Consider the following 18,642-nt stretch of genomic DNA (forward strand, 5'->3'; position numbering starts at 1 on the left):
AAATATCATCTTTCTCTATCATCTCTCATCGGAACTACGCATGACGGAAGCACAGCGCCACCAGATTTTGCTCGATCTACTGCAACAATCCGGATTTATTACGGTTGAACAGGCGATTGAACGTCTGGGTATTTCTCCCGCAACCGCGAGGAGGGACATTAACAAGCTCGATGAGAGCGGCAAACTGAAGAAAGTACGCAACGGCGCAGAGGCGATTACACAACAGCGCCCGCGCTGGACGCCGATGAATATTCATCTGGCGCAGAATCACGATGAAAAAAGCCGCATCGCCAATGCCGCCTCGCAGTTGGTGAACCCCGGCGAAAGCGTAGTCATTAACTGCGGTTCCACCGCGTTCTTACTCGGCCAGCAGATTTGCGGCAAACCGGTACAAATCATCACTAATTACTTGCCGCTGGCAAATTATCTTATCGAGCAGGAGCACGACAGCGTGGTCATCATGGGCGGCCAGTACAATAAGAGCCACTCGATTACGCTCGGCCCGCAGGAGAGCGAAACGTCTCTGTATGCCGGACACTGGATGTTTACCAGCGGCAAAGGGCTTACCGCCGAAGGGCTGTACAAAACCGATATGCTCACCGCGATGGCGGAGCAGAAGATGTTGAGCGTAGTCGGGAAACTGGCCGTGTTAGTGGACAGCAGTAAAGTTGGGCAGCGGGCCGGTATGCTCTTTAGCCGCGCAGACCAGATAGATTTAGTGATAACCGGCAAACACGCCGATCCTGAAGTGGTAAAAAAACTTCAGGATCGCGGTGTTAAAGTGATGCTGGTTTAGGTTTACAGATGGCGGGCAAAAAACTGGCTTGTGGCTTCCAGCGCCTCGGGTGTAATGCGGTGTTTCACACCGGCTTCCCACAAGCAGGTGAGGTTTTTGTCCTGCTTGCTGGCGATTAACGCCTGCTGGAGCCTCAGGGTCTCTACGGCGGGGACCACGTCATCGGCCTCGCCGTGCCAGAGCAGCAGCGGCCTGTCGGCAAGGCGTTCAAGTTGCTGGCCGATATCATAGTCCACCAGTCCGGCAATAATTCCCTCTCTCTCTTCAGCCGCTGGTGGATAAAGGGTTTGCGCCAAAGTAGTGAAATAACCCGATCCCATCAGGCAGGCAACGCAGCGAACCTCCGGGTGGCGAGCCATGATGCCCAGCGCCGTCATTCCCCCCATGGAAGCTCCGGCCACCGCCACTCTTCCCTCTGCAATCAACTTCTTGTCCAGAAGCGCCTGATAAAGTTCAGGAAATTCATCAATACTGGTTTTTAAAATCGGCCAGAGCTGTAATAGTCGGGCGCTTGCGTTGCCGTCGTAGCGAGCGCCGTGGTCGCGCGCATCCGGCATCACTACGCGGAACCCGGCCTGGGCAAGCGCCACGGCGAAGTAGCTGTAAACCAGTTTAGAGGAGGTAAATCCGTGGTAGAAAATGACCGTTGGCAAGGGGGCTTCTTTCATTCCGGCGGGTACGGCATGCAGGACTTCAACGCCTGCAAATGGCTCATTATAAATTTCAATCATCTTCTCTTCTCCTCCGGCGAAATATCAGGGAAAGTAGCCGCTATTAGGGATTATTGTAACGGTGAGATCCAGTTAGCGATTTTCATTCGAAAGTGAGTTAAAAGCGCGCCTCAGATAACAGATCGGGAACATTCCCCCTTTTCAGCGCCAAACCCGGAACTACACTATGACAGTCAAGAAACGAGAAACCATCATGCTTCGGCTATCCGTGCTAATTACAGCGGCGTTATTGAGCGCCTGCAGCGTGCTTCAGGGTTCGCCGCAGCCAGCTCCACCGCTCCGCGATTATCCGCAGGAAATACAGCGTCCTCAAACTGCGGAGCTAACCAAAATCGGCACGGTTTCAGCCGTAGTACGCGGCTCTCCAATGGACTCAGAAGCCATTATTAAGAAGAAAGCCGCAGCAGCGAAAGCCGATTATTACCTCATCATTATGAATGATGAGACCGTAATACCGGGTCAGTGGTACATACAGGCTATTTTGTATCGAAAATAACGTAGCGGACACGCGTTATTTATTGATATTTACACAGCTTTTCGCCGCTTGATGGTTTCTTGTGCACAATTAACCCCGCCCTCAGGAAGCGGGGTCTGCTTTGAGTAAGCGAAGGATTGCCCTGTGACTTCGGGGTAAATTAATAAGGAACTGACAATGAAACGATCTCTTGCCTTAACTACACTGCTGTTATCTGTTGGCCTGATTCCGACTCTGGCTCAGTCAGCCGAGTTTGCCAGCGCGGATTGCGTGACGGGCCTTAACGAAATCGGATTAATTTCGGTGAATGATATTTTCGGTAGCCCGCAGGACGTCGAGCGCATGATTGCGCTGAAAGCTGACGAGCAGGGTGCTTCCTGGTACCGCATTATTCAAATGCAGGAAAACCTCCAGGCCGACAACTGGCGAGCACAGGCGATTATTTACGCCTGATTACCCGCCGGAGAAATCATCAGGCCATGCCTCCCGTTGCCCGCAGCAGCACATCGCTGATGACCTGCTCGGGCAAAAGCGTTTCGCCTCGGTCATCAAGCTTCATGCGGCACCACGCTTCAGCGGCCGGTGGAGAAAGAAATCGCAGCAACTGCGCTCCACAGGCAAGATCTGCCAGTTGGCGAATAATCTCCCTCCCTCTCTCCTCCTGCGGTTTACGCAACCTTTGCTGAAGCTGCCGCCAGCTGCGGTCAAAATGCCGGTTTTGCCCTTTTACTTCGTCAAACTCGCTATGCAGCATCTCCATGACCGCAGGCTGTTTAGCCAGCACACGCAGCACGTCGAGGCTCATAATGTTGCCTGAGCCTTCCCAGATACTATTTACCGGCATTTCGCGGTACAGGCGAGGCAGCTCGCTATCTTCGCAATAGCCGATCCCCCCCAGCACCTCCATTGCCTCTGCCACAAACCCAATGCCGGCCTTACAGACGCTAAACTTGGCGGCGGGCGTGAACAGGCGGCTATAGGCGAGTTGTTGAGCATCCCCCGGGGATTCCCAGGCCCGTGCCAGGCGGAACAGAAACGCGGTTTGCCCTTCAAGATGCAATGCCATTTTCCCCAGTAGCTGGCGCATGATCGGCTGCTCGATAAGGCTTTTACCTAAGGCCTGCCGCTGGAGCGCGTGATACAAAGCGACCGACAGCGCGCGTCGCATCAGGCCATGGCTGCCAAGCGCACAGTCGAAACGCGTAAAACCGCCCATTTTAAGGATATGGCGCACGCCCTCGCCTTCTTCGCCGATAAGCCACCCGGTCGCATCGCAGAATTCTGCTTCGGCGCTGGCATTAGAGCGATTTCCGAGCTTATCTTTGAGCCTTTCGAGGCGCACCGCATTGCGCTGGCCATCGGGCAGAATGCGCGGCAGAAAATAGCAGGATAAGCCCCCTTTTGCCTGAGCCAGCACCAGGTGCGCATCGCTTTGCGGTACTGAGAAAAACCATTTGTGGCCGACCAGTCGATAAGGCTCACCTGCTCCCCGGTTGCCCAACGGCTCCGCCTTAGTGGTATTGCTCAATACATCCGATCCGCCCTGCTTCTCCGTCATGCCCATGCCAATCAGCAAACCGCGCTTTTGCTCACCGGGCTGAAAATGCGCGTCATAGCGGTCACCCAGCAGCGGCCTGCGCCAGCTTTCAAACGCCTTCGGCAGATGTTGCAGTAGCAGCGGCGTGGCGCCGAAAGTCATGGTTATCGGGCACAGCGTGCCAGCTTCGACCTGAGCATGCTGAATAAAGCGTGCCGCACGGGCGACGAAAGAGCCTTGCCTGGCATCTTCCTGCCACGGAAGGTTATGCACTCTGTTAGCAAACAAGCCCTGCATCAGCAGGTGCCAGGCGGGGTGAAAGCGAACGTCATCCAGCCGCTCTCCGCTGCTGTCGTATCGCAGCAGCTCCGGCGGGTTAGCGTTAGCCAAACGCCCCAGTTCGAGAGATTCCGCAGACCCCAGCTGCTGGCCAATACTGGCCTGAAGCTCAGCATCCCAGCCTGCGCCTTCGCGAATTAACGCCTCTCGCACGGAAATATCGGAAAGAAAAAGGTTACTGTTGCTGAGGGGCAACGGTTGGTTAAAAACGGTGTGAGTTTGCCAGCGCATCCTGTTCCCTCCATCTTTGGCAATGCCTTTAAGTATGGACGGAGATGGCGCTTCTGCGCGGAGGGGGATCACAAACGGGGCGGTTTACACCCCGTTTGCGTTAATGCTAATTAACCGCGCTGACGCACGATTTCAAACAGGCAAACGCCGGTTGCCACGGAGACGTTCAGAGAAGAAACGGTCCCGGCCATCGGGATGCTGACCAGTTCGTCACAGTGCTCGCGAGTCAGGCGGCGCATACCTTCGCCTTCCGCACCCATCACCAGCGCCATCGGGCCGGTAAATTTACTCTGGAACAGCGTATGGTCAGCCTCACCCGCAGTCCCCACAATCCAGACGTTTTCTTCCTGCAGCAGACGCATGGTGCGGGCCAGGTTGGTTACGCGGATCAACGGAACATTTTCCGCCGCGCCGCAGGCAACTTTTTTAGCCGTCGCGTTAAGCTGGGCGGAACGATCCTTAGGAACGATAACCGCGTGAACGCCCGCAGCATCTGCGCTACGCAGGCATGCCCCGAGGTTGTGCGGGTCGGTTACGCCATCAAGGATCAGCAGGAACGGACGTTCATGCTCGGCAATCAAGTCCGGCAGATCGTTTTCCTGGTACTGACGGCCCGGCTTCACGCGGGCAATAATCCCCTGGTGAACCGCGCCTTCGGCTTTCTCGTCCAGCCACTGGCGGTTTGCCACCTGAACCGGAATACCCTGCGCTTCAACAGCGTGGATCAGCGGCATCAGGCGCTTGTCTTCGCGACCTTTCAGGATAAAAACTTCCTGAAAACGCTGCGGAGCGCGTTCAAGCAGGGCCTGGACGGCGTGAATGCCGTAAATAATTTCACTCATTGATGTCACTCATTGCGGACGAGAGATCGCCCGTGTTGGTTTATTCATGTCTATGTTTAGCCCCTCACCCCGGCCCTCTCCCCAAAGGAGCGAGGGAGAAAAACGATAAGGCCTTCCCCGTTTACACGAGGGAGTACATCATCATTCTGTCTGTCCCCTCTCCCTTTCAGGGAGAGGGTTAGGGTGAGGGTAATATCAGCTTACCGGCTTTTTAGCCGCGCGCTTCGCCTTGGTCGCAGCCGCTATTTTACGGGTTTTGTCCGACGGCGCTTTGGCTTTCTTCGGTTTCTTTCCGGCCTTCTCTTTCTTCGCTTTGGCACCGTCCTTCTCTTTACGGAAGGCGTTGTCAGGCTCGAAGTTTACGCGCTTACCGGCCTGACGGCGTTTGGAAGGCGCTCCGCCAGCTCCTTTCTTCGCTTTATCCTTCGCCGTTTTACCTACGCCACGCGGCGCACGCTGGCTTGAGATAAGCGCGAAGTCGATTTTACGCTCGTCCATGTGAACGGCTTCAACCCGAACTTCAACGCGGTCACCCAGGCGGTAAGTCTGACCGCCTGACTCGCCAATCAGGCGCTGGCCAATCTGGTCGAAACGATAGTAATCGTTATCCAGCGTCGAGACGTGAACCAGCCCGTCGATAAACAGATCGTCCAGGCGAACGAAGAAACCAAACCCGGTTACGCTGGCGATGATGCCGTTGAAGACCTGGCCCACCTGATCCTGCATAAAGTCGCATTTCAGCCAGTCCGCTACGTCGCGGGTTGCTTCGTCGGCGCGGCGTTCCGTCATCGAGCAATGCTGACCAAGCTGGAGCATCTCTTCCATGCTGTAGTGCCAGCCGCCGGACTCGGTGCTGTTGCCTTTATGGCCCTGCTCTTTTGCCAGCAGATATTTGATGGCACGGTGCAGCAACAGGTCCGGGTAACGGCGGATAGGCGAAGTAAAGTGCGCGTACGATTGCAGCGCCAGACCGAAGTGGCCGCGGTTTTCCGGATCGTAAATTGCCTGTTTCATGGAGCGCAGCAGCATGGTTTGCAGCATTTCATGGTCAGGACGATCGGCGATGGAGGCCAGAAGGTCAGCGTAATCACGCGGCTCTGGTTTCTGCCCGCCCGGCAGCTCAAGACCCAACTCCGCCAGTACCGAGCGGAACGCGGTGATGGCGTCATTGCTCGGACGATCGTGGTCGCGGAATAGCGCAGGCTCGTTATTTTTCTCAACGAAACGCGCCGCCGAGATATTCGCGAGGATCATGCACTCTTCGATAAGCTTATGCGCGTCGTTACGCACGGTTTGCTCTACGCGTTCGATACGACGTTCAGCGTTGAAGATAAACTTCGCCTCTTCGCTTTCAAACGAGATGCCGCCGCGCTGGGCGCGGGAGACTTCCAGCACTTTATAAAGGTTATGCAGCTCTTCGATGTGCTTCACCAACGGCGCGTACTGCTCGCGCAACTCCTGGTCGCCTTGCAGCATATGCCAGACTTTGGTGTAAGTCAGGCGCGCGTGGGAGCTCATCACCGCTTCATAGAATTTGTAGCCGGTCAGGCGGCCTGCGGCTGAAATAGTCATTTCGCAGACCATACACAGGCGGTCAACCTGCGGGTTGAGCGAGCACAGACCGTTGGACAGCACTTCCGGCAGCATAGGAACAACCTGCGACGGGAAGTAGACCGAAGTGCCACGATTGCGCGCTTCGTTATCCAGCGCGGTTGGCGGACGCACGTAGTAGCTCACGTCGGCAATAGCGACCCAGAGGCGCCAGCCGCCGCCGCGTTTTTTCTCACAGAATACGGCATCATCGAAGTCTCGGGCATCTTCACCATCAATGGTAACCAGCGGCAAGTCGCGCAGGTCAACGCGGCCAATTTTGGCTTCTTCCGGCACTTCTTCCTTCAGAGTCGAAACCTGCTCTTCAACCTCTTTAGGCCAGACGTATGGAATTTCATGAGTACGCAGCGCCATATCCACGGCCATGCCGGTGCCCATATTGTCGCCGAGCACTTCAACAATCTTGCCTATAGCTTTGGTGCGGCGGGTCGGGCGCTGGGTCAGCTCAACCACCACCACAAAGCCCATACGGGCACCCATCAGCTCTTCAGGCGGGATCAGGATATCGAAGCTGAGGCGGCTGTCGTCAGGCACCACAAAACCAATACCAGCATCGGTAAAGTAGCGGCCAACGATTTGACCGGTTCTTGGCTCCAGCACGCGGACAATACGCGCTTCGCGACGGCCTTTGCGGTCGGCACCCAGCGGCTGCGCCAGCACCAGGTCACCGTGCATGCACATCTTCATCTGTTCAGATGAAAGATAGAGGTCGTCTTTACGCCCTTCCACGCGCAGAAAGCCGAAGCCATCGCGGTGGCCAATCACTTTGCCTTTGAGTAAATCAAGGCGCTCCGGCAGCGCATAGCACTGACGGCGGGTAAAGACCAACTGCCCGTCACGTTCCATCGCTCGCAGGCGACGGCGCAGGGCTTCAATCTGTTCTTCACCGGAAATTTTTAGTTCTTCTGCCAGTTCTTCACGATTGGCAGGTTTTTCACGTTTTGAGAGATGATCGAGAATAAACTCCCGGCTTGGGATCGGGTTTTCGTATTTTTCGGCTTCTCGTTCCTTAAAAGGATCTTTTGACATTTCGGGTCCTCCGTTGTCATCCACAGATGGAGTGTGATTAGTCCACCAGCAGTAATTTGTAGAGCGGTTGGTTTTGGTCCACCAGATCGGCCAGCGTGTGCTTATCAAGCTCCTTCAGGAAACTTTGCACCGCTTCGGCCAAAGCCTGCTTGAGTCGACAAGCCGGGGTGATATGACAAAACTCACTGCTACAGTTCACCAATGAGAGCGGCTCCAGCTCACGCACCACGTCGCCTATGCGGATAGTCTCCGCAGGCTTACCAAGGCGGATGCCGCCGTTTTTTCCTCGCACGGCCATTACATAACCCGCGCGGCTGAGTTGATTGATGATTTTCACCATATGATTTCGGGACACGCCGTACACCTCTGTCACCTCAGAAATGTTGGTCATTCTCCCTTCGGGGAGAGAAGCCATATAAATCAAAGCACGTAAACCGTAATCAGTAAAACTCGTTAACTGCACATCAACCTCATGGGTGGGAGGGGAAACGCTTTGCACAAGGCAAGGTGTACCTTAAACCAGGCACATATTGATGATAAACCAGCCATAAGGCTGCCAGCTAATTTATTTGGCGAGAATAGCGAATAAAGCGGCGGGAAACGAGCAATACGGGGTGTGGAGCCACACCCCGCCACATCATTATGCGTCGAACGGATCGCGCAGAATCATGGTTTCAGTACGGTCTGGGCCGGTAGAAATGATATCAATCGGCACGCCGGTGACTTCTTCAATGCGTTTGATGTAGTTCAACGCTGCCTGCGGCAGACCGCTACGCTCTTTCACGCCAAAGGTGGTTTCGGACCAGCCCGGCATGACTTCGTAAATCGGCTCGATACCTTCCCAGTCATCCGCCGCCATTGGGGTGGTGGTGACTTCACGGCCGTCCGGCAGACGGTAGGCTACGCAGATTTTAACTTCTTTCAGGCCGTCCAGTACGTCCAGCTTGGTCAGGCAGAAGCCGGACAGGGAGTTGATCTGCACCGCACGACGCACGGCAACCGCATCCAGCCAGCCGGTACGACGACGACGACCGGTGGTGGCACCGAATTCGTTACCCTGTTTGCACAGAAACTCGCCGATGTCATCGAACAGTTCGGTTGGGAACGGACCTGCACCCACGCGGGTGGAGTAGGCTTTGATGATACCCAGAACGTAATCAACATAACGTGGACCAATGCCGGAGCCGGTCGCTACGCCACCCGCGGTGGTGTTGGAAGAGGTTACGTACGGATAGGTACCGTGGTCGATGTCCAGCAGCGTACCCTGAGCACCTTCAAACATGATGAAATCGCCGCGTTTGCGCGCCTGATCCAGCAGGTCAGACACGTCCACCACCATGGAGGTCAGGATGTCGGCAACCGCCATCGCATCATCCAGCACTTTCTGGTAGTCAACCGCTTCAACTTTGTAGAAGTTCACCAGCTGGAAGTTATGGTATTCCATCACTTCTTTCAGCTTGTCTGCAAAGGTGGCTTTGTCAAACAGGTCGCCAACGCGCAGGCCACGACGGGCCACTTTGTCTTCGTAAGCCGGGCCGATGCCGCGACCGGTCGTACCGATAGCTTTAGCGCCGCGAGCTTTTTCACGCGCAACGTCCAGCGCAACGTGGTAGTCAAGGATAAGCGGGCAAGCTTCAGACAGCAGCAGACGCTCACGTACCGGAATCCCGCGGTCTTCCAGCCCTTTCATCTCTTTCATCAGCGCCGCAGGAGACAGCACAACGCCGTTACCGATGATGCTGGTGACGTTTTCGCGGAGAATACCTGATGGAATAAGATGGAGAACGGTTTTTTCACCGTTGATTACGAGAGTGTGGCCTGCGTTGTGACCGCCCTGGTAGCGTACAACATATTTAGCCCGTTCAGTCAGAAGATCTACGATCTTTCCTTTACCTTCGTCACCCCATTGGGTGCCCAGTACGACGACGTTGTTACCCATTTTTCAAAATCACCGTTTGCTTAAAAAAGGATTCTACCATCGGTTTCCCAGATGAACAGCCCTTTTAGTACACAAAATAGTATTCTGCCGAATAAATTTTGCTCAGTTGCCGCCGCGACTCAACATGTAGTAGATAACGATGCCTGCAACCACAAGACCTCCGCCAAAACGGCGCAGCAGCGTGTCGGGTAATTGTGCCATTGCGAGGATCATACGCCGCCAGATGCGTGGGTAAAGCATCGGCCCAAGCCCCTCAAGCACTAAAACCAGCGCAAGAGCCAGCCAGATTGTTGAATTCATAATCATCCTTTACGGGCATAAAAAAAGAGCCGGTAAACCGGCTCTTTCATCACATTAAAGATTAGCGTGAGCTGGTGGTTGGCGTCTTCATGTAGCGGAAGAAGTCGCTGTCCGGGCTCATGACCATAATGTCCTGGTTGGACTGGAAGCTCGCTTCATAAGCACGCAGGCTACGAATAAAGGCATAGAAGTCCGGGTCCTGGCTAAACGCGTCGGCAAACAGTTTCGCTGCTTCAGCATCACCTTCACCGCGGGTCATGCGGCCCTGACGCTCGGCTTCTGCCAGCGTACGAGTCACCTCGTAGTCAGCGGTAGCGCGCAGCTTCTCAGCCTCTTCCTGACCCTGTGAACGGTGGCGACGTGCAACCGCTTCACGCTCGGCGCGCATACGGTTATAGATAGCCTCGGACACTTCGGTCGGCAGGTTGATCTGCTTGATACGCACATCCACCACTTCAATACCCAGCGCAGCCATACTGTTCGGGTTAATCACCGGCACTTTGCCGTTGGTTTCCTGAGTCACACGCGCTGCTGCCGATGCAATTGCATCGTCCGCGGCCGGCGTGGCGACTTCGTCATCCGTACCCGCAGAACCGGAGTTCAGCGCATCGCGCACGTCCAGCGTCAGGCGGCCACGAGAGTCGGTTACGATGTCTTTCACATCCAGACGACCAATTTCAGAACGCAGACGGTCGCTGAACTTACGTTTCAGCAAGACTTCTGCCTGAGAAACATCGCCGCCGCCTGTCGCCAGGTAGTAACGGCTAAAGTCGCTGATACGCCACTTGATATAGGAGTCAACGATCAGGTCTTTCTTCTCTTTGGTAACGAAGCGATCGGCCTGGTTGTCCATGGTCTGGATACGAGCATCCAGGGTTTTCACGGTTTCAATGAATGGGATCTTGAAGTGCAGACCCGGCTCATAAACCAGCGGTTTGTTTTCGTCATCACGCAGGACTTTACCGAAGCGTAATGTAATGCCGCGCTCACCCTCATGCACCACAAACAGCGAGGTGTAAATCACGACCAGCACGATGATAATTACTGCAATTAAAGACTTACGCATCGTTATTCACTCCCTACGCGCTGGGTATCGTTGCGCTGCGCGTTAGCGCGACGGCTATCCATGACATCGCCACTCGAGGAGGACGAAGAGGTGCTGGCACTGCTGCCGGAGCTGGACGCTGGCGGCAGACGCAGCAGATTGCTCGCCGCGCTGTTATCGCTCTTTGCAGCTGGCTGCTGAGCGCCACCCTTCAACATCTGATCCAGCGGAAGCACCATCAGGTTGCCACCTTTGTCGTTAACCAGCACTTTACGGGTGTGGCTAAGCACTTTTTCCATGGTTTCGATATACAGACGCTCGCGGGTAATTTCCGGCGCGGCTTTATATTCAGGCAGCAACCTGGCAAAGCGAGAAACTTCACCCTGCGCTTCCAGAACGGTCTGCACTTTATAAGCACGGGCCTCTTCCAGAATACGCTGAGCCTGGCCGTTAGCACGCGGCTGGACTTCGTTGGTGTAAGCTTCCGCTTCACGGATGTACTGCTGTTCGTTTTCACGAGCAGAGATAGCATCATCAAACGCCGCCTTCACTTCTTCCGGCGGACGCGCCGTCTGGAAGTTGACGTCCAGCAGGGTTATCCCCATGTTGTACGGGCGAATCGTCTCTTCCAGCTCACGCTGGGTGTCGCTACGAATAATGGTACGACCCTCGGTGAGGATCTTATCCATGGTGTATTTGCCGATAACGCCGCGCAGCGCGCTGTCGGTTGCCTGGCGCAGGCTGTCGTCCGCGCTGGTTACGCTAAACAGGTAACGCTGCGGATCGGTCACGCGGTACTGCACGTTCATTTCAACGCGCACCACGTTTTCATCAGAAGTCAGCATCACGCCTGAGGCGGCCAGTTCACGGACCGACTCAACGTTAACGGCCTGAACGCTGTCGATAAAGGTCGGTTTCCAGTTCAGACCCGGCTCAACCAGATGGCTGAACTTACCAAAGCGGGTCACAACACCGCGTTCGGCTTCTTTAATGGTATAGAACCCGGTTGCGGCCCAGATAATTACGACCGCGACGGCAACGATACCGACGATACGACCGCCAATGGGATTACCCGGCCCCTGCGATGAAGCACCGCCGCTGCCGCCACTTTTTCCGCCCCCAAGGCCACCGAGCTTTTTGCTCAGCTTACGGAAGATATCATCCAGATCAGGTGGCCCCTGATCGCGCCCTCCTTTGTTACCCCCAGAGTCGCCGCCAGGCTTGCTGCTTCCCCACGGGTCGCGGTCCTGTCCGTTATTACCGGGCTGATTCCACGCCATGTTTATGCTCCATATTTGTTGTGCGGTGATATCCCCCGAGGGGGAAATAGTCTTCAGGACATTTGTGAGCCGGCTTGATTGCGTCTAAACGATGTAATCCGCCAGTGCCGGTTCTTGTTTACAGAGGCGGCGCCAGTCCACGATGGGCATACGAACTTCTAACCCAAGAGAACCGTCTTCCTCTGTCCACTCTTTTTCTATTGCCTGAAGCTGATAAAAACGGCTCCGCAAGCGGCCTTCCTGAGGAGGTAAACGCAGCGTGTGCTGCGCAATTTCACCAGACAAACGCTCGGTCAGAGCCTGGAAAAGCAGTGGGACACCGGCCCCGGTCTGAGCGGAAAGCCAGACCCGGATCGGCACATTCTCGTCGTTCCTGTCGATGCGCGGTTCGAACTCGTCCAGCGCATCGATTTTATTCATGACCAACAGAGACGGGATTTCATCTGCTTCAATCTCTTCCAGTACGGTATCGACTGCTGCAATGTTTTCCTGCATCCGGAAGTCAGCCGCGTCAATGACGTGTAACAACAGCGTGGCCTGACGTGTCTCCTGCAAAGTGGCTTTAAACGCCGCTACCAGGTCATGCGGCAGATGGCGAATAAAACCTACAGTATCTGCCAGCACGGTTTCGCCCACATCGGCGACGTCAATGCGGCGCAGCGTAGGATCGAGTGTGGCAAATAGCTGATCCGCGGCGTAAACATCTGCCGCGGTAATTCTGTTAAACAGCGTGGATTTACCGGCGTTGGTATAGCCCACCAATGAAACCGTCGGCACATCTGCTTTATTGCGTGAACGGCGCCCCTGCTCGCGCTGTTTTTCAACTCGTTCTAAGCGCGAGAGGATCAGCATAATTCGGTTACGCAGTAAGCGACGGTCGGTTTCGAGCTGGGTTTCACCCGGGCCGCGTAAACCAATCCCGCCTTTCTGACGTTCAAGGTGGGTCCAGCCGCGCACCAGGCGAGTAGCCAGATGGCGAAGCTGAGCCAGCTCAACCTGCAATTTACCTTCATGGGTACGTGCACGTTGGGCGAAAATATCTAAAATTAACCCGGTGCGGTCGATGACACGACACTCGCACAGAGCTTCAAGGTTACGTTCCTGGGCGGGGGATAACGCGTGATCAAACAGCACAACCGACGCCCCAGTAGCTTTTACAGCTTCGGCAATTTCAACGGCTTTGCCTTCACCAACGAAATACTTTGGGTGCGGGGACTTGCGGCTACCGGTCACCACCTGCAATGCTTCGACGCCGGCTGAAGAGACCAGGGATTCAAACTCCACCAGGTCTTCCATATCTTTGTCTTGCGAAAAATAGATGTGTACCAGCACCGCCTGCTCACCGGCATCATAACGGTCAAACAAGCGTATAACCTCTCAAAAAGACCAGCGGGGAACGCAGCTGAACTGGTCCCCCGACCGGGAAAACAGCCTTCGACCTTATTCGGTCTCTTCGCCGTCTTGTTGCGTCGCAGAACCAGCCTGCGCGCTGCCGCCGTGATGGTAGCCGCCAGAACCGCCGGTGCCGGTGTTATTGCTATGATGAGAAACCGGACGAGACGGAACAACGGTAGAAATCGCGTGCTTATAGACCATCTGGCTGACCGTGTTTTTCAACAGGATCACGAACTGATCGAAAGACTCAATTTGCCCTTGCAGCTTAATACCATTCACCAAATAAATAGAAACTGGAACACGTTCACGACGCAGTGCGTTCAAGAACGGATCTTGTAAAGATTGCCCCTTAGCCATTCTATCTTTTCCTTATATGTTTGTTGTTTGTCACTCAAGAGCGATTAGCTCTGAAAAACTGCGTAAAAATTTGCGCACGCTGACGTTTCAATTGTACACATTCACCCATGCTTCGCACTAACAACCTGTAGCACTTCGCTGTATGCCTGTTCAGGATTTTCACTGTCTAACCAGTGAACACCTTCCCAACCACGCAGCCAGGTCATCTGGCGCTTAGCCAATTGACGCGTCGCGCAAATACCTCGATAAACCATCTCGTCATAGGAGGTTTCACCCGCCAGATAAGACCACATCTGCCGGTAACCCACACAACGGATGGAAGGCATCTCCGTATGCAAATCTCCGCGAGCAAAAAGCGCCCGCACTTCTGCTTCAAAACCTGAAGCTAACATCTGATGATAACGCTGCTCAATTCGCTGATGGAGCAGTTCACGGCTCGCCGGGGCGATGGCGAACTGATGCACCTGATACGGCAGAGCTTCTCCTGACGTTTGCGTCAGTTCCGTTAAAGTTTTACCCGAAATGAAAAAAACTTCCAGTGCCCGGGAAAGCCTTTGCGGATCATTTGGATGAATCCGGGCGCCCGCAACGGGATCAATCTGTTCCAGTTGGCGATGCAACGCGTCCCATCCCAGCTCTGCTGCCTGTTTCTCTATCTTCGCTCTCACTTCAGGGTCGGCTGACGGCAGCGGCGAAAGCCCTTCCAGCAGCGCCTTAAAGTAAAGCATTGTTCCGCCCACCAGCAGCGGGATACGCCCGGCGGCGGTAATCTCTGCCATCTCGGCCAGCGCATCGCGGCGAAAATCCGCTGCGGAGTACGCCTGAGCCGGGTCAAGAATGTCCAGCAGCCTGTGCGGCGCCTGGGCCAGTTCCTGCTCCGTTGGCTTAGCGGTGCCGACATCCATTCCACGATAGATGAGGGCCGAATCCACGCTTATCAACTCTACTGGTAAAGTTTTACGCAAATTAATAGCAAGAGCGGTCTTGCCGGAGGCCGTTGGCCCCATTAAAAAAATCGCCTGAGGCAGTTTTTTATCTTCAGTCATGTTTCAGGGCGTTCATCGCCGATTGTAAATCAACAGGTTGCAGTAAGCCGCCGGGCGGTGATTTCACCAGCTGCGGGCAAAGACGTTCGACTTCAGCCAGCAGGGCGATAGCCTGAGCCTGACTCCAGTGCTCGTTATCGCTCGCAAGATGACGAGCAATCCACATAGCAAGCTGGCTCTGCGAGACTTCTGCCTGTTGCGCCAGGTATCCTGGCAGTTCGTGAATCAAGATTTGTAAATTTTGTTTCCGTAAAGGTAAAGGTACTGTGCGAATTGTTATTTGACGGGCGTCAGTATCAAATTCGATGCCCATTTCTTTCAAAAGCGCTTGATATTTAACCAATACATCATGTTCTTCACGGCTGACTTTAAGCCGCAGAGGGATCAACAGCGGCTGAGCGCGCAGCCCCTCGCTGCCGGGCGAGAGCTGCGCCTGTTTTAACCAGCGCTCGGCAACCGCCAGCGAGAGCAGCGCAAGCTTACCCTGGCGCTCAAGCAGAGCGGTATCGGGAGGTAAAACCGTCAGCACCCGGCCAAAGCTTTGCGAGTGGCCTTCCAGCGCGGCCGGCTCTTCTGCACGTGCTACCGGCGGCTGGCTGACTTCCAGCGTGTCCAGCAGTTGGCGGTATAACGCGCCCTGCTGCTTCTGGTAGCCCGGCGAAGCATGCGGCCAAAGCGGCGTACTACCGCCCGCACCAGAGCGCCCACCGCCTGCCGCAGAAGACGATGAAACCGGGCGCGGCGAAGGCTCCCGAGGCTCACTTTCTACGGCCGGAATGGCAAACTGGTTACGCCCGGCGGCAACCCGGTTTTCAGGCTGCCAGCGTTCGGCGGGCAGCTCCGTTGTCTCTTCCAGCGCCAGCGCATTTTCGCTTTGCTGTTGCAGCACGCTAAGCACGCCCTGATAAATAAAATCATGCACCAGCCGCGACTGATGAAAGCGCACTTCATGCTTGGCGGGATGAACGTTAACGTCCACCTGATGAGGATCTATCTCCAGATACAGCACGAAAGCCGGCTGCTGATCGACCCCGAGTTTATCCTCACAGGCCTGGCGGATGGCGTGGTTAATTAGCCTGTCGCGCATCATGCGGCCATTAACATAGCAATACTGAATTTCCGCCAGCGCAGACGTTGTGGCGCGCGGTTCGGCAACCCAACCGCGCAGTGCCAAATCACCGTGCTGCCACTCAATGGCCAGCGCTTGCTCAAGAAACGGCGTGCCGCAAATAGCGCCGAGCCGCCTTTCACGAGGCGCTCCGTCCTGAACCGCACGATACTGGCGGATCATCTTACCGTTGTGATTGAGCGTGATGGAGACGTCGAAGCGCGCCAGCGCAATGCGGCGCACCACTTCATCGATATGATTAAACTCGGTCTTTTCGGTACGCATAAACTTGCGGCGTGCCGGAGTGTTGTAAAACAGGTCGAGAACTTCAAGCGTCGTCCCTACCGGATGTGCGGCGGGTTTCACCGTAACATCCTGGTCGCGCCCTTCCGCATATGCCTGCCAGGCTTCGCTTTGCTCTGCGGTACGCGAGGTCAGCATCAGACGGGACACAGAGCTGATACTGGCCAGCGCTTCTCCGCGAAATCCCAGACTAATAATCGCTTCCAGATCGTCAAGCGAAGCGATTTTACTGGTCGCGTGGCGGGCCAGCGCCAGCGCCAGCTCCTCCTGCTTAATACCGCAGCCGTTATCGCGGATGCGGATAAGTTTCGCGCCCCCACGTTCAATATCAATGTCGATGCGCGTGGCACCGGCATCGAGGCTGTTCTCGACCAGCTCTTTCACTACCGACGCAGGGCGCTCTACAACCTCGCCAGCGGCGATCTGGTTCGCAAGCTGCGGCGGCAGAACCTGAATCGGCATGTTATCTCCTTAGTTAGTAATCGCGACCTGCTGCGGCGAACCGGCCTGCGTGCGGGCGGTCTGCTCACTCCCCGGAGCCGATTGCAAAGGATGCTCCCGGAAGTAGTTTCGCAGCCCTTCATAAATCGCCTGGGCAATTTGCTGCTGATAGCTGTCGCTGCCTAACTGGCGCTCTTCGGAGCTGTTGCTGATAAACCCGGTTTCGACCAGCAGAGAAGGGATATCCGGCGAGCGCAGCACGCCCAGGCTGGCATGCTCGGGGCGGCGTTTGTGCAGCGAACCTACGCGCTGCAATTGGGCCAGCACTTTTGTCGCCACATCATACCCGACGCGCTGTGAATGACCGAACTGCAAATCAAGCACCGCCTGGCTGAGGTAAGGGTCCGCCTGGCTGTTGGCCAGCACGTCACCCGCGCCGCCCAGTAACTCAGACTGCTTCTCGTGCTGTTCCAGCCAGCCCGCCATCTCGCTATTAGCCCTGCGGTTGGAGAGAACCCAAACCGAAGCCCCGGTTGCATCGCGGTTAGGCGCGGCGTCAGCATGAATAGAAACCAGCAGGTTGGCATTTTGCTTACGCGCCACGTCGGAGCGGCCCATAACCGAAATAAAATAATCGCCATCGCGGGTCAACACACCGCGGAACATTGGGTCATCGTTCAGCAACACCTTGAGCTTGCGGGCTATGGAGATAGTGACGTTCTTCTCCTGAGTGCCGCCGGGGCCAATGGCACCGGGATCCTGGCCGCCGTGTCCGGCATCAATCGCCACCACAACGGTGTCCGACTGGCCGTTATTTTTAACCCGGGCAGCCGGGCGGGTAACGGTATTAGAGCCGATTACGCTGGTTACCTGCTGCGGTTTAAAGGGGTTACGGGCCGGATCGGGCGAGCGAACGGGAGCCGCAGGCTCAGCGCGCTTAGCCACTACTGGCGGCGGTGGAGGCGGCGGTGCATCTGCATTAATGGTAAAGATGACGGTATAATTGGCGCCGTTCTGCTGCTTAACGGCGCGCGTTTTACCCGGCTGGGTTAAATCGACCACCAGACGCAGCGACTGTTCGTCTTTAGGCTGCCCGGAACGAATGCTTTTCACCAGATTACTGCCGCTAAACTGTAGCGGAAGCCCGCGAATCACGCCGGTTTGCTTAATATCCAGCGCGACGCTTCGTTTATCGTCCTGCGAAAAAGTATATTCCGGGTCACCCATAAAACTGAAGGTGATACGCGCCTGGTTATCACCGTTAGAAACCTGAATATCCGAAAGCGTTGCCGCTCCAGCCTGTGCGCAGCACATCAGCAGGAAACCGGCCATCAACCAACCTTTCACGCGATAGATCATCCCGTCATCCTTGTTATTTGGCTAACCGCGCCAGTAACGACTCACCAGATGAGGAAACAGCTGCAATGCGTGCCTCACGCCCTTGCGCCTGGTAGCTTAGGTGAAGTTCGACATCCGGTTCCGGGAGCACACCTTTCCCCTGCTGCGGCCACTCAACCAGGCAAATAGCGTCGTTGGTGAAGTAATCGCGAATTCCCATAAACTCCAGCTCTTCCGGATCAGCCAGTCGATATAAATCAAAGTGATAGACCATCAGGTCATCAAGCTGATACGGCTCAACGAGCGTATAAGTTGGGCTTTTAACGTTGCCCTTATGACCCAGCGCCTGCAAAAAACCGCGGCTAAAGGTGGTTTTCCCCGCCCCAAGATCGCCATACAGGTAAATAACCGTTGCGCCTTCGCAGGCTCGCGCCAGGCTATCGCCCAGCTGTAATGTTGCCGCTTCGTCAGGTAATTCAATAACACGATTCATCATGGC

At 55.5% G+C, this 18,642-nt stretch carries 18 protein-coding genes; 3 read left to right on the top strand and 15 right to left on the bottom strand.

Annotation, left to right across the window (positions count from 1 at the left end; all coding sequences use genetic code 11):
* The first annotated feature begins 40 nt into the window (after positions 1–40).
* Positions 41–796 (top strand): HTH-type transcriptional regulator UlaR, encoded by a 756-nt coding sequence (ulaR, locus tag FOC35_RS06510; RefSeq protein ID WP_016517627.1) that lies wholly within the window; start codon positions 41–43, stop codon positions 794–796.
* Positions 797–798: 2 nt separating this feature from the next.
* On the opposite strand, the gene yjfP is transcribed toward ulaR, so the two are convergent.
* Positions 799–1,527, bottom strand: coding sequence for an esterase (yjfP, locus tag FOC35_RS06515; RefSeq protein WP_172568481.1), 729 nt, complete (start codon positions 1,525–1,527; stop codon positions 799–801).
* Positions 1,528–1,693: 166 nt separating this feature from the next.
* Here yjfP and bsmA point away from each other — a divergent pair, with 166 nt between their 5' ends.
* Positions 1,694–2,023 carry a biofilm peroxide resistance protein BsmA gene (gene bsmA / locus FOC35_RS06520; protein WP_016517625.1) on the top strand — a complete coding sequence of 110 codons (330 nt, stop codon included), beginning with the start codon at positions 1,694–1,696 and terminating at the stop codon, positions 2,021–2,023.
* A 156-nt stretch (positions 2,024–2,179) separates the two neighbouring features.
* Positions 2,180–2,455, top strand: coding sequence for a DUF1471 family protease activator YjfN (yjfN, locus tag FOC35_RS06525; protein ID WP_016517624.1), 276 nt, complete (start codon positions 2,180–2,182; stop codon positions 2,453–2,455).
* Positions 2,456–2,474: 19 nt separating this feature from the next.
* On the opposite strand, the gene FOC35_RS06530 is transcribed toward yjfN, so the two are convergent.
* From FOC35_RS06530 to tsaE, 14 genes are all read right to left on the bottom strand, one after another.
* A complete protein-coding gene (locus tag FOC35_RS06530) occupies positions 2,475–4,109 on the bottom strand; it encodes an isovaleryl-CoA dehydrogenase (protein WP_172568482.1) in 1,635 nt (544 codons plus the stop codon).
* Positions 4,110–4,219: 110 nt separating this feature from the next.
* A complete protein-coding gene (gene rlmB, locus FOC35_RS06535; RefSeq protein WP_016517622.1) occupies positions 4,220–4,951 on the bottom strand; it encodes a 23S rRNA (guanosine(2251)-2'-O)-methyltransferase RlmB in 732 nt (243 codons plus the stop codon).
* 195 nt (positions 4,952–5,146) lie between these two features.
* Positions 5,147–7,591, bottom strand: a complete 2,445-nt coding sequence (gene rnr / locus FOC35_RS06540) for a ribonuclease R (protein ID WP_172568483.1) — start codon at positions 7,589–7,591, stop codon at positions 5,147–5,149.
* Positions 7,592–7,628: 37 nt separating this feature from the next.
* Entirely contained in the window at positions 7,629–8,054 is a 426-nt protein-coding gene (nsrR, locus tag FOC35_RS06545) for a nitric oxide-sensing transcriptional repressor NsrR (protein WP_039899082.1), read from the bottom strand.
* A gap of 177 nt (positions 8,055–8,231) precedes the next feature.
* On the bottom strand, positions 8,232–9,530 hold the full coding sequence (locus FOC35_RS06550; protein WP_016517619.1) for an adenylosuccinate synthase: 1,299 nt from the start codon (positions 9,528–9,530) through the stop codon (positions 8,232–8,234).
* A gap of 102 nt (positions 9,531–9,632) precedes the next feature.
* Positions 9,633–9,830 carry a DUF2065 domain-containing protein gene (locus FOC35_RS06555; RefSeq protein WP_039897843.1) on the bottom strand — a complete coding sequence of 66 codons (198 nt, stop codon included), beginning with the start codon at positions 9,828–9,830 and terminating at the stop codon, positions 9,633–9,635.
* A 61-nt stretch (positions 9,831–9,891) separates the two neighbouring features.
* Complete coding sequence (gene hflC / locus FOC35_RS06560) at positions 9,892–10,896, bottom strand: protease modulator HflC (RefSeq protein WP_016517617.1); 1,005 nt, start codon at positions 10,894–10,896, stop codon at positions 9,892–9,894.
* 2 nt (positions 10,897–10,898) lie between these two features.
* Positions 10,899–12,155, bottom strand: a complete 1,257-nt coding sequence (gene hflK, locus FOC35_RS06565; protein ID WP_016517616.1) for an FtsH protease activity modulator HflK — start codon at positions 12,153–12,155, stop codon at positions 10,899–10,901.
* Positions 12,156–12,239: 84 nt separating this feature from the next.
* Positions 12,240–13,520, bottom strand: coding sequence for a ribosome rescue GTPase HflX (gene hflX / locus FOC35_RS06570; protein ID WP_172568484.1), 1,281 nt, complete (start codon positions 13,518–13,520; stop codon positions 12,240–12,242).
* A gap of 75 nt (positions 13,521–13,595) precedes the next feature.
* Positions 13,596–13,907, bottom strand: coding sequence for an RNA chaperone Hfq (hfq, locus tag FOC35_RS06575; protein WP_016517614.1), 312 nt, complete (start codon positions 13,905–13,907; stop codon positions 13,596–13,598).
* A 101-nt stretch (positions 13,908–14,008) separates the two neighbouring features.
* The gene (miaA, locus tag FOC35_RS06580; protein WP_016517613.1) at positions 14,009–14,953 is read right to left on the bottom strand and encodes a tRNA (adenosine(37)-N6)-dimethylallyltransferase MiaA; all 945 of its coding nucleotides are present in this window, start codon (positions 14,951–14,953) and stop codon (positions 14,009–14,011) included.
* Positions 14,946–16,826 (bottom strand): DNA mismatch repair endonuclease MutL, encoded by a 1,881-nt coding sequence (gene mutL / locus FOC35_RS06585; RefSeq protein ID WP_172568485.1) that lies wholly within the window; start codon positions 16,824–16,826, stop codon positions 14,946–14,948. Before mutL ends, miaA begins: the two co-directional genes overlap by 8 nt.
* A 9-nt stretch (positions 16,827–16,835) precedes the next feature.
* Positions 16,836–18,164, bottom strand: a complete 1,329-nt coding sequence (amiB, locus tag FOC35_RS06590; RefSeq protein WP_172568486.1) for an N-acetylmuramoyl-L-alanine amidase AmiB — start codon at positions 18,162–18,164, stop codon at positions 16,836–16,838.
* Positions 18,165–18,177: 13 nt separating this feature from the next.
* Entirely contained in the window at positions 18,178–18,639 is a 462-nt protein-coding gene (gene tsaE, locus FOC35_RS06595; RefSeq protein WP_016517610.1) for a tRNA (adenosine(37)-N6)-threonylcarbamoyltransferase complex ATPase subunit type 1 TsaE, read from the bottom strand.
* Between the last annotated feature and the right edge of the window lie 3 nt (positions 18,640–18,642).

This window comes from Cedecea sp. FDAARGOS_727 (genome assembly GCF_012273235.1).
GTDB lineage: Bacteria > Pseudomonadota > Gammaproteobacteria > Enterobacterales > Enterobacteriaceae > Cedecea > Cedecea davisae.